Here is a 14,033-nt window from a genome sequence, read left to right as displayed (position 1 = left end):
TGTGGAAGTGGGTGGTGTATGCACTACTCACTTTTAACTTTGTAATTTTAACTTTTAGTTGTGAACTATTTATATGAATACTCAATCTTTGTTGAATATTAATCCAGCTACATTACAGCAAGCTTATGATTTTATCATTCAAGGTAATTACCTTCTAGCTGCGAACTTATACGAGCAAGCTATTGACAGAGAACCTGATGTAAAATCCTATTATTGGTATTTAGGATTAAGCTTGCTCTTACAGGGACAAGAGGTAGAAGCGCAAACGACTTGGTTCATGGCAATGCTGGAAGGTGAATCGGAAGAAGTCGATAGCTACAATCAAGAATTAGTAGAAGTTTTGCAAACAGAAGCTGAACGCCGCGAAGCATTAAAAGAATATCCCCTTGCTGCAAAAATTAGACAGCAAATAAAAGAAATTAATCCTAAAAATCTTCACAATATTTTACATTTAGTGCAGCTAGCTGTCAAGCTGGAGATTTACACGGGTGAGCAAGTAAGCGAACTGGGATTAATTGAAATACTCCAATCAGAACCAGATTTAGTAGTAGATGTACCGCTATTGTTGGAAGTATTACAAAGTATTTTAATGGATACTTATTTACATAATTCATTATTAGACTTTGTTAAAGTCTGTTTACCACATCTGAAAAATAACTTAAATGATTTTTATAATATTTTGTTACCCGCAGTGATGGAAATTGCTTATTCACAAAAGCAAAGCGCTATTGCCGCTAGATTAGGAGAAATGTATTTACAATTAGATCCAGATAATGCAGAGTTTTTACTTAGTTTGTCAGGATTTTATCAAAATGCTTGTGAATATGAGCAAGGTATAGAAACTGCTAAAAAATCGTATTTATTATTAAATGATTTAGCAGATTTAATTTTTGCTAACCGCCAAATTATGCGTGGTTTGATGACTGCTGGTGGATATTGGCAAGAAGCTTATGAAATACATCATCACCAAGAATCATTACTTAAATCACTGATTGCAGAACAATCCACGTCCATTACAGACTTGCAAGTATCAAGACTTTATAACGCAAATTATTTTACACCTTATATAGAAGATAATCCCAGTAAAAATAGACAATTTCAAAACAAATTAATGCAATTGTGTCAAAAAAATACTGAAATTTTTGCTAAACAACAAATAGAGCGATATTCTCAAGGAAATTTACAACGCAAGCCATCTCGCAGTTCTTCAACTAAAAAATTAAAAATTGGATATGTGTCTCATTGTCTAAAAAGTCATTCTGTTGGTTGGCTTGCACGGTGGATATTTAAACATCACGATTCAGAAAAGTTTGAAGTTAATGCTTATTGCTTGTTTAATAAACCTATTTATGACCCCTTATATGATTGGTATTTAGCGACAGTTTCAAAAGTTTATAACTGCAATAATGTTTTTCAAGTTGCCGAACAAATTTATCAAGATGAAATTGATATTTTGATTGACCTAGATAGCATTACTTTAGACCTAACTTGTCATATCATGGCGATGAAACCAGCACCAGTGCAAGCAACTTGGTTGGGTTTAGATGCTTCAGGTATATCCACAATTGATTACTACATTGCCGATCCTTACGTTTTACCAGAAACAGCGCAGGAATATTACAGCGAAAAAATATGGCGTTTACCTCAAACCTATATAGCTGTAGATGGTTTTGAGATAGGTGTACCAACACTGCGTCGGGAAGATTTGGATATTGAGAGTGATGCTGTTGTTTTTCTTTGTACCCAACGAGGTTTCAAACGACATCCAGATACAGTGCGGTTGCAATTGCAAATTATTAAAGAAGTGCCAAATAGCTACTTTTTAATTAAAGGTACAGCTGATGAAAAATCGACTAAAAGTTTTGTTTATCAGCTAGCGGAGGAAGAAGGTGTAGATTGTTCAAAGTTGCGTTTTCTTCCAGATGTGCTTTCAGAAGCAACTCACCGAGCTAATCTTAACATTGCCGATGTTGTGTTAGATACTTATCCTTATAATGGTGCCACAACAACTTTAGAAACTTTGTGGATGTGTATTCCAATAGTGACGAGAGTAGGTGAACAATTTGCCGCTCGCAACAGTTATACCATGATGATGAATGCAGGTATCACAGAAGGCATTGCTTGGACAGATAAAGAATATGTAGAGTGGGGTGTGCGGTTGGGTAAAGATGAGGCTTTGCGACAACAAATTGCCTGGAAACTCAAAGCATCGCGGAAAACTGCACCACTTTGGAATGGTAAGCAGTTTACTCGTGAAATGGAGAAAGCTTATGAGCAAATGTGGCAAAGGTATATTAGCTCGTAGTAAGCGCAAAGAGCGTTGTTGTCATCATTTGTATTAGTAACTCAACTTGCTAGTTAAGTCAGAACGCAACAAGAGATAAACTAAAATCCCCTATTAGTAAGTCTTCTAGGGGACATTATTAATTAAATTATTACCCTGTTGCTCTATACAGCACTTCCCGGTGTCATGAGGTACAAGAACCCCACCCCCAACCCCCTCCCCGCAAGCGATGAGGGGGCTATTATGTACCTCATAACAAAGGAATCTGCTGTATATAGAGCAACAGGGTAAATTAAAAAAGTAGCCCCTTAGTTTTCAAACAAGAAGTATAAATTAGGGGTATACGTTTGAACTTCTAATAAACTTATTATAGTCAGATGCAATTTCTAAAATAAGATGACTATATCTATCTGGGAACGCAGCTATATCTGTATAATAAAAAGTCGAGTGTTGAGTATAACGATTGTTAAGTAAATACTCGTTGATTTGGTCTACTAATTGAGAACAGCCTTCATAAATTAACGGATTTCCAAAATTATCTAGGATAATGTATTTGGTATAATTGATGTCTGCTAATTTATTAAGTAAATCTTTCGCCATCTCTAGGTCTTTTAAAGATGAAATTTCATTTTCCCAATAAAGTATTGGACTATCTTCTTTGATTATGCTTAGAGAAGAAAGTAAAATTTCAAAGTCAAATCCATCCGTGTCAGTCTTGAGAAGTATACATTTGCCCGAATTGGAATTCTTAATAATAGATTCTAATGAATCTGATTTGACAATTTTATTTTTTGTTTCTACTGCTCTTGCTGTACCCTGACTTTTTACCAACTCTACATTTTTAAAATCGGTTCCCGATACAAAAGAATTTACAAAACTAATTCTCTGCTTATATTCTGAAAGATTCTCTTTCAGAAGACAAAAGAAGTCCTCATCAGCTTCTATACATAGAATTGGATTTAAGCAATATTGCAGTAGTAGAGCTGTTGTATCACCAACGTTTGCTCCAATGTCAACTATAAAATCTTGATTGTTTGGTAAATGTTTAGCTAGAACACCAAGAAATTTATCATAAAGTCTAAACCTGTTCTGATATTGTGGCAAAGCATGATCGTGGGGAAGGCTTATGGAGATTTCTTTGATATTGTAAATAATAGAATTATTAAATTGTTGGTCTTTCATTTCTACAACCTGTTTAGAAAAGGCTTCAAAACCATTACTCCGGTTTAAAAACAACTGCTCAATTTGTTGCACGGTAAAACTTTCTAATTCAAATGCGGGTATGTTTACTCCATAAAGTGCATTCGCTTCTTGATTTTCCGCTGATAAAATAATTCTCGCTTGAATGCGAGGTAACAGAGCTTCCCACTGAATATCAGCCAAGTTACTAACTAGAGAAATTTGCAACCCTTCTGTTATGTCTAAATCTTCTTCCATCAGTAGATTCATTGCGACACCAGATAGGAAAAGTTCGACATCTTCACTAGAAATTCCATTAGTATCAATAAGTAAAGTTATTTGTTCGCTTGCTGGATGAGTTGCGATCGCGCTAATAACTCTTTGCAATTCTAAACCGAGTGATTCTTCTGGTTGTAACCAATCTGGAAATACAATCAAATTGATTTCTCTGAGATTTAAGGGTAAAAGAGTAGTATTAATTAAGGTAGAACTAACTACTTTTGCCATATTTGCCCAAGAAAACTGTTTCGCTTGTTCCAAACCGGCAGCAATTAACGAGTTGCGAACAGATGGCTTTTGTACTTCACACAATGCATTTGCCATCTGCTCAACATCATCATCTTGCACATATAATGCGGCTTTACCTGCAACTTCGGGAATTGATGCATTTGGGCAAGTTATGACAGGACAACCACAAGCGATCGCTTCCAAAACTGGCAAACCAAAACCTTCATATTTAGAAGGATAAATCAGCGCAATAGCACCAGAGTAAGCTATTGCCAACTCTTCATCACTCAGTTGCAATATATGCACAATGCTACCTGATGTATAAGCTCTAAAATCTAGGTCTGCTAATCCACCAATTCCTGTAGAGACAATATCAAATCCGTAACTATTAGCAAGTTTAGAAAAAGCTTGGAAGAACAAAATACTATTCTTATAACCATTTCCGGCACCAACTAAAATAAAGTAAGGTTTTGTGATACCATACTTACTTTTAAAATCATTCAACTCTTCTGCTTGTGCTGGTGAAAATATTTGATGATTAACACCATTTTTAGCAATTATTACAGATTCTAATGATATATCTGGGAAACACTTTACTAAGTCTTGTGCGGTGTTTTCTGAAACGGCAATATAAGCTGAAGCATGTTGAATTCCATAATGCTTTTCTTGCCACATGGGATGATTTAGATTCCATCCAAAGACTTCTGGAATCATATCATGTGCTAGAAATACAGAAGGTGTTGCAATCGGTGTTGTGTAGTAAGAAGAGATAAATAAATCAGCACATTCTTCATCACAGACTTGTTGTAAAATTTCGCGATCGCTATCAGTATTGTTGTAATCATAAGCTGGTATTAGTCGATATCTTACACCAGGAATTTTCGGAGCAGTTCCAGCCCGGTCAAGCAAAATAATATGCTTCGCAAAGCCGTTGTTTACCCATTCTTCTAGTAAAGATTTCCATACACGAGCAATACCAGTTTTGTATAGTTGAAAAAATACACCGTCAACTAATATTTTCGCAGATTGTTCACTAGAGTGAGGAACTTCTTCGGAAACACTTATAAAATTATGAGAATTGCTATTAATCAGAGAACTAACTGCTTTAGAGTAATCACTTTGAAGCAGTGATTTCTTGTTTAATGCTTCTGGCTGACTCTGACAAAGAGTAATAAACAAATCAGGGGGAAGCTTTTTTTCTGTTAGCAAGTGCAAAGATGAGCCATTAGAGTATAAGTTTAAATCATACTTATCAGCAATTTTTGAGAGGGTTTCAAGGGTGTATATAGAAATATGTTGACCCTCGTGAGGTGCATAATACCACCACTCATTTGGTTTAGGATTATTCTCTGGTAATAGTTCTGTACTAAAGAGAACATTTCTGGAAAATTTTAATATATTTTCAATTTCTTCAGTTGGATTTACAAAATGCTCAAAGACCTCAAATGCAGTAACTAATTCATAAGAATCACTGACGGCTTCATCTAACTCAAAACCTTTAGCAAATAAGTTTGTACAGAATTTATCGCTCCAGTAAAAATTAAAGCCAAAATCTCTCATCATTCTGACAAACAGACCATAGCCCCCGCCATAGTCTAAAAATTTGGCATCATGATTAAAAAGATGGTATATGATATGAGCAGCTTGACGTGATAAATTATTGTTGCGGAATACCAAACCTACATCGGTTTTAGCTATGGCATCAGAATAAGCTTCTTCTATCCAGTAGGGTTCTTCTGTCTGAATAAAGCCGCAATTAGAACATTTAAAATAATCAACTTCATACTTACCGAGTAAAATACCTTGGGCAAAGGTATATAAATCCGATTTACACACTTTACATTTGAGTTGCATAATAAATTGAAGCTCCTTTTTTTGAATATTTGTGTAATAAGAATGGCATATAAGTTGTTAAAATTTTGTTGAAGCAAGTAGAAATAATTGCTTTTTAGCGATCGCTCTTTCCTACTTGTTTCTTCATTTGCTCTAACAAAGCTTTATATTCTTTGCGTTCAGGTTGCAGTTTTACCAATTTCTCTAACGGTTCAACAGCACCTTTAACATCTTTTAGCTGTAACCTTGCATTTACCAACCCTTCTAAAGCCACTCGGTTTTCTGGTTCCCGCTGCAAAACCGACTCAAAACCCCGCGCTTGTTGTTGTAATGAAGACTCAACAGACGCACTTGCTGACTGGGGTTTGTGCGACGCTTGTTGCAATGCAGGAATCACCGCAAACGCTGTAGAACCGACGAAGGAGATTATGGACACGAATCCAACAATCTTTTGCAGACGCTGCGATCGCTTCATCCGTGCCATCATGTATTCTTTTTCAGATATAGCCATTTTTGAACTGCTGTAATAACTTGACTGATTTTGGTTGAAGGCAAAATACAACTATATACAGATTGACTAAATAGCAAATCTATGAATTGCTATAGCGTATCTTGCAGGTAAGAGCAAAATCGCTGCAACTCTCATCGGTAATTGCTCATGTTCAGGATACCCATCGGCAACTGAGGAACTAACATTTGTGGGAAAAATTTCTGGTAATAAATGGGAAAGTGGTTGCCTGAATCGATTTGGGCGTTTTTTTGCGCTTTGCTGTGGTGCGGAAAACAAGACTTTGAGATTGCTTCCTTGCGTCGCAATGACGGAAATACATAGTGCGTGCGTAAGTCCTGTCTAAAAAATTTACGCGATTTTTTGTTTATTTAGATTCAAGAATCTCCGTTCTGATGACTTGCAAGGAGTGTCAACCCCACAATCTTCTACCAGCTTTCCCATTTAATCTTTGGTGAGTATCTTTCAACAAAGCGGGAATATTCAACTTTTCCGGACACTTCGGTAAACAATCACCGCACTCTGTACACTTATTCCCTTTCATTCCGGGAAACCAGTGACCGGCGTTTTCAAACATTCCGTAGCGATATTGTCCATAGTCGGTCATATCGTATGCGATCGCAAGATTCCGCAAACGCAATACTTCCGGTATATTGATATTTGCTGGACAAGGCAAACAAGCATAGCATTGACTACATTTGTCAGTTGCTAAAGCTGTATTTTTATGACTTTCTAAACGCTGAAAAACAGCAATTTCTTCTGATGTTAATTCACCGTCGAACTTAGCCGCTTGTATCGGTTCTAGCAATTCATCGGGGTTTGCTGCTCCCACGCTGAGGGTGGTAATGTCAGGATTACTGAGTAAAAAACGATAATTTAACTCTAAGGGGGAAAACGGAGAACACAAATCTTTGAGAATTTCCGGTGGAGTGTAAAGTTTTCCTCCTTTATCAGCCGGGGAAATGATAAAAACACCCATGTCCTTTTGACTAGCTAACTGAATCGCTAGTGCATTCCGTTGAAAAAAATAGTAATAATGCAGATTGACAAATTCAAATAAATCTGTATTTATAGCTGCAAGAATTAGATCAAGGGAACCGTGAGTAGAAAAGCCTACGTGTTTGATGCGGCGATCGCACACAGCTTCTTGCACTGCTTGCATACAACCATTTTTGGCTTGAATCGAGTCTAAATGCTCACTCGTATTTAAACCATGAATTCCCAGACAATCCACATAATCTAGGTTTAATCGCGTCAGAGATTCATCAATATGCCGACGCATGGTGTCAGCATCGGGTGTGGGGGGAATTTTGGTAGTAATATAAAGCTGATTTCTGGGTATTTGTCCCGCAATCAACGCTGCACCAAGATATTCCTCACTATTGCCATAGCCTTTAGCAGTTTCTATATGATTAATTCCTTCTTCGATCGCTTTTTGGATCGTTAAGAGCGCATTTTCCTCAGAAGCCAAGTAACGCATTGTCCCCAAGGAAAGCACCGAAAGGCGCAAATTTGTTTTTCCAAAACGTCGGTATTGCATATTTTAGATTGGGTAATGGGCAATGGGCATAGGGCATGGGAGAAGAAGAACAAGGGGGACAAGGGGGACAAGGGGGACAAGGAGGACATTTCTTTCTATTCCCCATGCCCAATGCCCATTGCCCCATGCCCAATGCCCCATGCCCAATGCCCAATGCCCCATGCCCAATGCCCCATGCCCAATGCCCAAAATTGCTAGCTGTCAGAGCCGAAGCGCTTGATCAAATCTTCGGGACGGAGATTGGAAATAAATTCGCGAAACGCTTGCTGTTCGGCTTCATCAGCATCGCGATCCACGGGGATGGAAGCATTAGCGATCACTTCTTCCATAACCCAGATAGGAGCGTTGGTACGCAGAGCGACGGCGATCGCATCGCTGGGACGCGCATCAATTTCTTTTTTGACATCCCCTTGCTGGACAATCAAAGCTGCATAAAATGTGTCCTTTTGTAGCGAATGGATAATGACTTTTTCTAAAGTCATATTCCATAGTTCTAGAATATTCGCTATCAAATCGTGGGTTAAGGGTCTGGGAGGCTTTTGATTTTCTAGCGCACCCATAATTGCCCTAGCCTGTTCTTGACCAATATAAATTGGCAAAGCGCGGCGATCTGAAGCATCTTTCAAAAGTACAATCGGGCTGCGGGTGATAGCATCTAATGCTATGCCAGCGACTTTCATTTCAATCATTGGCGAAGCCTCTACAATCCTTTGAGCGCTTGGTAACTATGTAACAAATAGTACCCATTATCGGGAAAGACGGCGAAAAGAATAAACATAGGCGTTTGTTTTCTATAATCACTTCTATTAGACTCCCTGCTAGTGTTGAACACTCCTCGGAATTCAAATCGGTGTAGTTCAACAATAATCTTCTTAACCAAGTATGGCTTGTAAATGATATAAATGTCTTGATTACTTTATGCAATATTTTGTCTAAAATGATACTCATGATTTGGGAATTCTTGTGAGAATTACGAATTGATTTAACTCAAAATTAGGCAATAAATAGAGTTAGTTTTGCGAAAAAGCCGTGTTTACAGGATTAATCCAGTCATTAGGAACGATCAAACCTTTAGGGGGCGATTCTTGGCAAATTACATGTCTACCCCAGTCACCTGAGTTAATTATGCAAGATTTAGCTTGTGGTGACAGTATTGCCGTCGATGGTGTTTGTCTAACGGTAGAAAAAATTTTAAAATGGGGATTTATCGCCACCGCTTCCCCAGAAACACTTCGTCGCACGACTTTGGGGCAAGAATCAGAGCAGCAGTATGTTAACCTAGAAGCGTCGCTGCGAGTAGGCAGCAAAATCGGCGGTCATTTTGTCATGGGTCATGTGGATGGTACAGGACGAATGCAAGCGGTAGAACAAACTGCAACTTCCTGGGAAATGACTTTTATCGCAGAAAGTGCGATCGCTCGCTACATTGTCCCCAAAGGCAGCATAGCCGTCAACGGCATCAGCCTGACAGTTGCCGAATATGAACCAGAAATTTCGCAATTCAAAGTGGCAGTTATTCCCCTCACCTATGCTGAAACCAACCTCCGCTATCTCCGTCCCGGCAGTTTGGTCAATCTCGAAGGAGATATTCTCGGCAAATACGTCGAAAAATTGCTTTATTCCGGCAAGCAACATACAACAAACGATAACAGCTTTGATGAAGTCACACCCGCATTCTTAGGCGAACACGGGTATCTTTGAATGGGGCATTGGGCATTGGGCATGGGGCATTGGGCATTGGGCATTGGGCATGGGGCATTGGGGAGACAAGGAGATGGGGAGACAAGGAGAGGGGGAGACAACGAAGAAATATTCACCTTGTCCCCTTGTCCCCTTGTCCCCTTGTCCCCTTGTCCCCTTGTCCCCTTGTCCCCTTGTCCCCTTGTCCCCCCCTCCTCTAACTACCCGGTTCCGGAATTACCCGCGCTGTCTGTGTAGCTTTAATCAACTGACTGAGAGCGGTGTCTAATTGTATACCTGGGTCAATTGCAACCCAACCTTGGGATGTCAGGTGACGCACTTCAAAGTGCAGGTGGGGACCTGTGGAATTACCGGTGCTGCCAACTCGTCCAATTACGGTTCCTTGTTGCACCAACTGACCTGGTTGGACGAAGACTTCTGACATGTGACCGTAGAGAGTTTGTTGAGCGGAAGTGTGATTGAGAATAACAGTTAAACCATAACCGCCTACCCAATCAGCAATTTCCACTTGACCTGTAGCAGCTGCTAAAATTGGTGTTCCCATCGCTGCACCCAAATCTGTACCGGCGTGGAAACGGCGATCGCCTGTAATTGGATGCACTCGCCAACCAAACAATGATGTAATTGATGAGGGAATAGATAACGGGTACATCATTCCCCCAGGATTTGCAGCGATCGCTCCAGTATAAGGAATTTGTGGTAATGCTGATGCTAGCGGAATGTCGTAAGCTACAGTGCTGTCGCGGGGTACAGTATTATCAGCCGTCATTGGTGCTGACAATTCCCCAGCTGCGGGGGCGATCGCACTCGAACCAACTATGGGGTTAGAATTGAAACTGCTGGGATTGGGGATAAATCGATTTGGGCGATAAGCGCTTTTGCTGACATTAGAAGCAACTGACTTTTCACGCCAACTGCCATTGTTAAGATTAATCGGACCAACCCGCGTTTTCCGCCATCCTGTGTTACTCTCTTGACTTGCAAGACGGCGTGGTGAAACGCTAGCGATCGCAGTTGTTGCTTGACTTTTTCTAATCCAACTTGGCGCTTGTTTACGTGTTACGTCGTTATTAGAATCAGCAACACGCTGATTTCCATAAGGAGTAATCGGGATTTTCGCGCAAATACCATTCGCACCTTGGGATAAAATCGTTCGGCAACCGCTAGAGCGTTCTGTGAGTACTACAGAATTTGGTGCTTGATAATTCGTCCCATCGTTTTTATAATCGTTGGGGTCGATATAGGCGTTATTGTAATCCTTTTTGCCCTCTGTTCCACTGCTTGGTGGTCGCGAAACTTCTGAGGGTCTTTCTATAGTCCGAGAATTGCTAGATGTAGTTTCAGAATCTTCTTGTCTAATTTTTACAGGCTTAACCCGCGAAGCTTCTACTTGCCGTCTGAAGCGTCTAGAAGTGGTGTCAGGTTCCGAAATTTCGACACTAGGTCTTGAGCGTCTGATACGAGTTACAGGCTCATCAGACTCGCTCTGAGACGTTGAGCGTCTAACTGGTGAGACTTTTGAAACTTCTGTTTTATTGCGTAGTCGCTTTTTGAGTCTAGCTCGACGCTCAGAAAAATCCGGTGTCGATTCTACACTAGTTGCAGTGCCGCGCACAACCTCTCTTTTAACTGGATTTGTCACTGCCGGCTGTGAATTTTCGACAGTGGGAACGATATTATCTATTGATGTGTCTACCTGAGCATAAACAAAGCCACCGCTGAGGAGGCTGAAACTACTTAACCAACACAGACTCTGTGCTGGTAAAGAAGATGCCAAACGTTTTGTCACAAGATATCGCTGCAATAAATTGTGCAAACGGCATCCGCTTTTTTGATTGCGCTGCGTCATTTGTTAAAGTGCGTGTTGTGTGTAATTATACTGAAAAATGGGCATTGGGCATTGGGCATTGGGCATTGGGCATGGGGAATAGAAAGAAATGTCCCCCTTGTCTCCTTGTCCCCAGTCCCTAGTCCCCAGTCCCCAGTCCCTTGTAACCCAAACTGATTGTACCGGGTTGAAGACAAATTTCTGGTGTTATTACTGCTTTGGTATCACAAGTTTCCATCTTGATTCGTAGTTCTCCTGTAGAAGTTACACCTACAACAGTTCCCGAATGATTTTTGATGTCTACTTTATCGCCCATATTCGTCAGCAAATTTAGATAATCTGACAATAGTATATTTACTCCTTTTTCACAAAGGCACTCAACACCAGATTCTATTCCTAACAAAACCTCCAAAGCTAGCATTTCCAGAGAATCAATTACATTTTTTTGCTCTTTCGCTTGCCAGAATTTCAGATTGATTCCGGTTTCTGGTACAGAGTTTGACCAGTTAATCCCTACACCAACCACTGCTTGTGTGATTTTTCCTTTGTGTACCTTGGTTTCAGTCAAAATACCGCCTAGTTTACGGCTACTTAAGACTAAATCATTGGGCCATTTAATTCCGACATTCACGCCACATTTTCGCAATTGTTTCGCAATTCCCCAACAAAGTGCCAAGGTTAATTGGTAGCTGTGGCTTGCCTCTAGTTGCGGGGCTATAGCGACTGAAAGATACAATCCCCCACCAGGAGAACTCCATTGACGCCCCCATTGCCCGCGTCCTGCTGTTTGACAAGTCGCAATTACTACACATCCAGTGGCTGCGCCTTGTTCTAGCAAGTTCCACGCAGTAAGGTTTGTAGAGGCTAAAGTCTCAAAAACATGTAGAGACAATGGTAAATATTTATGCTCGCGCCTTCTCAGGGCGGTTTCTAAGTGTTGCCGATCAAATTCCACAGGTTGACCCAAATCCCGTTGTACAAGTTAACATTAATTGACTGAAGTTGATTTTCTGTTGAGGTTTGGTGTAAGATGCACACTTGGCACTGGCGCACTTGGGAAGAACTTCCCTACTTGACTTGCAGTCTATTGGAAGGTTTCCCTCACGGTTTTTTCACCCAGCAGTTTTGGTCACTTTCTCTGCAAGAGTTGACCAATGTTTTGCAACCAGAAGCTTCTAATTTTTATCGCTTAAAACAGGTTCATGGCAACATTGTCGTCACACCTCAGGAGATTAGCAGTAAGTTAAGTGCGGGTGGAAATGATGTTGAAGGAGAAGGTGATTCTGCCTTGGTATTGGGAGACGGTTTGATGAGCGAAGAACCTCTACAAGCGTTGTGGGTAGCTAGCGCTGATTGTACACCGGTGCTGATTGCCGATGAAAAGACTCTGCAAGTGGCAGCACTACATGCCGGTTGGCGGGGTACGGCATCTAAGATTGTACCGCAAGCGATCGCCCGATTAATTGCCCAAGGCAGCAAAATCGAAAATTTGCGAATTGCCCTTGGTCCTGCGATCGCTGGTGAAGTTTACCAAGTTTCAGAACAGGTAGCAGCAGAAATAGGCGCAACAATAATACCACATGGCGATGACAAAACTATTATTGATGCCATGTATCAGCTACCAAATTCACCTTTATTACCCGATCCAAATCCTGGAAGAGTGCGGTTAGATGTGCGACGGGTAAATGCTTTACAGATGGAAATGTTGGGAATTGCATCTGAACAAATAGCGATCGCACCTTATTGTACTTTTCAAACTCCAGATTATTTCTTTTCTTATCGCCGCGAAAAACAAAAGAAAGTCCAATGGTCGGGAATCGTCAGCGTTTGACGTAAATTAATATTGTCTGCGATCGCAAGCGCCAAAAGCCCCAATTACCAAAATTTGGCGTGTGAAAATTTATCAGTTCGTGATAGTGTAATTATTATAGGCTTAATATGTCTTGTGGAGAGGTGTCCGAGTGGTTCATGGTGACGCACTCGAAATGCGTTTTAGGGAAACCTAACGGGGGTTCGAATCCCCCCCTCTCCGTTGAAAGTTTAGGATTAATTTGTCGCCAATTAAATTTGGCAATACCCTTGCATTTTCACGAAGAGGGGCAAAGGGGAAAGGGGAAAGGGGAAAGGGAAGAAATTATTGGGAGAGGATTGAAGCCCCTCCCAATAATTGACACACCTTTAAGGGAGGGGCTTCAAACCCGTATAGGGGGAAAGAAAAGAAAAAAAGTTTATGCGTGTTGCGAATCTGACTTCTTAACCTTTCCCCTTTTTTCCTTTCCCCTTTCCCCCTCCCAGATTGGTGATTGCATGGGCTTGTTATGTTATGTCATGTCCGCTTGATTACTTACTAAACCCTAAGAACCCCACCCCGCCAAAGCTACGCTTTGTCTCCCCTCCCCGCAAGCGGGGAGCAGGGTGGTTTCATACAAAGAAAGAAAAAACTTTGTGTAGTTGATTAGAGAGGGCGCGTTGTGCTTGAGGAATAGTTCGGAAACCGAGTTTGCGGGCGATCGTAATGAAAAAGTTGTGTAAAATAGACCAATTGACAGGAGCATTGCCACCACGACGTGGTGGAAAGTCTTCTTGGAATGTCACATCTGAACCCAATGCAGTCGATTTTCGATGCCCCAATGCCCTTGAATGTCACAAAGTA

At 40.6% G+C, this 14,033-nt stretch carries 11 protein-coding genes, 1 tRNA gene and 2 pseudogenes; 5 read left to right on the top strand and 9 right to left on the bottom strand.

Annotated elements, in window-relative coordinates; genetic code table 11:
• The first annotated feature begins 73 nt into the window (after positions 1 to 73).
• Positions 74 to 2,305: an O-linked N-acetylglucosamine transferase, SPINDLY family protein gene (locus tag TOL9009_RS0111115; protein ID WP_144238203.1), complete on the top strand. Its 2,232-nt coding sequence runs from the start codon at positions 74 to 76 to the stop codon at positions 2,303 to 2,305.
• Positions 2,306 to 2,617: 312 nt separating this feature from the next.
• On the opposite strand, the gene TOL9009_RS50885 is transcribed toward TOL9009_RS0111115, so the two are convergent.
• The 6 genes and pseudogenes from TOL9009_RS50885 to TOL9009_RS0111095 form a co-directional block, all read right to left on the bottom strand.
• The gene (locus TOL9009_RS50885; RefSeq protein ID WP_242055778.1) at positions 2,618 to 3,466 is read right to left on the bottom strand and encodes an FkbM family methyltransferase; all 849 of its coding nucleotides are present in this window, start codon (positions 3,464 to 3,466) and stop codon (positions 2,618 to 2,620) included.
• Positions 3,467 to 3,514: 48 nt separating this feature from the next.
• A pseudogene (locus TOL9009_RS50880) lies at positions 3,515 to 5,029 on the bottom strand (glycosyltransferase family 4 protein); the annotation flags it as partial.
• Positions 5,030 to 5,209: 180 nt separating this feature from the next.
• Positions 5,210 to 5,824 (bottom strand): annotated as a pseudogene (locus TOL9009_RS50875) (class I SAM-dependent methyltransferase); the annotation flags it as partial.
• Positions 5,825 to 5,918: 94 nt separating this feature from the next.
• Positions 5,919 to 6,314, bottom strand: coding sequence for a tetratricopeptide repeat protein (locus TOL9009_RS0111105; protein ID WP_029632867.1), 396 nt, complete (start codon positions 6,312 to 6,314; stop codon positions 5,919 to 5,921).
• Between the two features lie 66 nt (positions 6,315 to 6,380).
• Positions 6,381 to 6,590, bottom strand: a complete 210-nt coding sequence (locus tag TOL9009_RS0111100) for a hypothetical protein (protein WP_029632866.1) — start codon at positions 6,588 to 6,590, stop codon at positions 6,381 to 6,383.
• A 133-nt stretch (positions 6,591 to 6,723) separates the two neighbouring features.
• Complete coding sequence (locus tag TOL9009_RS0111095; RefSeq protein ID WP_029632865.1) at positions 6,724 to 7,851, bottom strand: aldo/keto reductase; 1,128 nt, start codon at positions 7,849 to 7,851, stop codon at positions 6,724 to 6,726.
• A gap of 15 nt (positions 7,852 to 7,866) precedes the next feature.
• Here TOL9009_RS0111095 and TOL9009_RS45455 point away from each other — a divergent pair, with 15 nt between their 5' ends.
• Positions 7,867 to 8,049: a hypothetical protein gene (locus tag TOL9009_RS45455; protein ID WP_029632864.1), complete on the top strand. Its 183-nt coding sequence runs from the start codon at positions 7,867 to 7,869 to the stop codon at positions 8,047 to 8,049.
• Here the strand turns inward: TOL9009_RS45455 and TOL9009_RS0111085 are convergent.
• Positions 8,046 to 8,540 carry a bifunctional nuclease family protein gene (locus tag TOL9009_RS0111085; RefSeq protein ID WP_029632863.1) on the bottom strand — a complete coding sequence of 165 codons (495 nt, stop codon included), beginning with the start codon at positions 8,538 to 8,540 and terminating at the stop codon, positions 8,046 to 8,048. The two genes, TOL9009_RS45455 and TOL9009_RS0111085, sit on opposite strands and share 4 nt — an antisense overlap.
• Positions 8,541 to 8,880: 340 nt before the next feature.
• On the opposite strand from TOL9009_RS0111085, the gene TOL9009_RS0111080 reads away from it, so the two are divergent.
• On the top strand, positions 8,881 to 9,552 hold the full coding sequence (locus tag TOL9009_RS0111080) for a riboflavin synthase (RefSeq protein WP_029632862.1): 672 nt from the start codon (positions 8,881 to 8,883) through the stop codon (positions 9,550 to 9,552).
• Between the two features lie 196 nt (positions 9,553 to 9,748).
• On the opposite strand, the gene TOL9009_RS0111075 is transcribed toward TOL9009_RS0111080, so the two are convergent.
• On the bottom strand, positions 9,749 to 11,401 hold the full coding sequence (locus TOL9009_RS0111075; RefSeq protein WP_029632861.1) for a M23 family metallopeptidase: 1,653 nt from the start codon (positions 11,399 to 11,401) through the stop codon (positions 9,749 to 9,751).
• A gap of 118 nt (positions 11,402 to 11,519) precedes the next feature.
• A complete protein-coding gene (locus TOL9009_RS0111070; RefSeq protein ID WP_038296285.1) occupies positions 11,520 to 12,347 on the bottom strand; it encodes a biotin--[acetyl-CoA-carboxylase] ligase in 828 nt (275 codons plus the stop codon).
• A gap of 63 nt (positions 12,348 to 12,410) precedes the next feature.
• Here TOL9009_RS0111070 and pgeF point away from each other — a divergent pair, with 63 nt between their 5' ends.
• On the top strand, positions 12,411 to 13,211 hold the full coding sequence (gene pgeF, locus TOL9009_RS0111065) for a peptidoglycan editing factor PgeF (RefSeq protein ID WP_029632859.1): 801 nt from the start codon (positions 12,411 to 12,413) through the stop codon (positions 13,209 to 13,211).
• Between the two features lie 116 nt (positions 13,212 to 13,327).
• Positions 13,328 to 13,412: transfer RNA gene (locus TOL9009_RS0111060), tRNA-Ser, on the top strand.
• The last annotated feature ends 621 nt before the right edge of the window (positions 13,413 to 14,033 follow it).

It is taken from the genome of [Scytonema hofmanni] UTEX 2349, assembly GCF_000582685.1.
Lineage (GTDB): Bacteria > Cyanobacteriota > Cyanobacteriia > Cyanobacteriales > Nostocaceae > Hassallia > Hassallia hofmanni.
Note: the sequence above shows the minus strand (reverse complement) of the source record. Positions and strands in the feature narration are given on the sequence as shown.

Coding starts and splice junctions, on each gene's coding strand:
- TOL9009_RS0111115 (WP_144238203.1), top strand. CDS start 74: ATGAATACTCAATCTTTGTTGAATATTAATCCAGCTACATTACAGCAA.
- TOL9009_RS50885 (WP_242055778.1), bottom strand. CDS start 3,466: ATGAAAGACCAACAATTTAATAATTCTATTATTTACAATATCAAAGAA.
- TOL9009_RS0111105 (WP_029632867.1), bottom strand. CDS start 6,314: ATGGCTATATCTGAAAAAGAATACATGATGGCACGGATGAAGCGATCG.
- TOL9009_RS0111095 (WP_029632865.1), bottom strand. CDS start 7,851: ATGCAATACCGACGTTTTGGAAAAACAAATTTGCGCCTTTCGGTGCTT.
- TOL9009_RS45455 (WP_029632864.1), top strand. CDS start 7,867: ATGGGCAATGGGCATAGGGCATGGGAGAAGAAGAACAAGGGGGACAAG.
- TOL9009_RS0111085 (WP_029632863.1), bottom strand. CDS start 8,540: ATGATTGAAATGAAAGTCGCTGGCATAGCATTAGATGCTATCACCCGC.
- TOL9009_RS0111075 (WP_029632861.1), bottom strand. CDS start 11,401: ATGACGCAGCGCAATCAAAAAAGCGGATGCCGTTTGCACAATTTATTG.
- pgeF (WP_029632859.1), top strand. CDS start 12,411: ATGCACACTTGGCACTGGCGCACTTGGGAAGAACTTCCCTACTTGACT.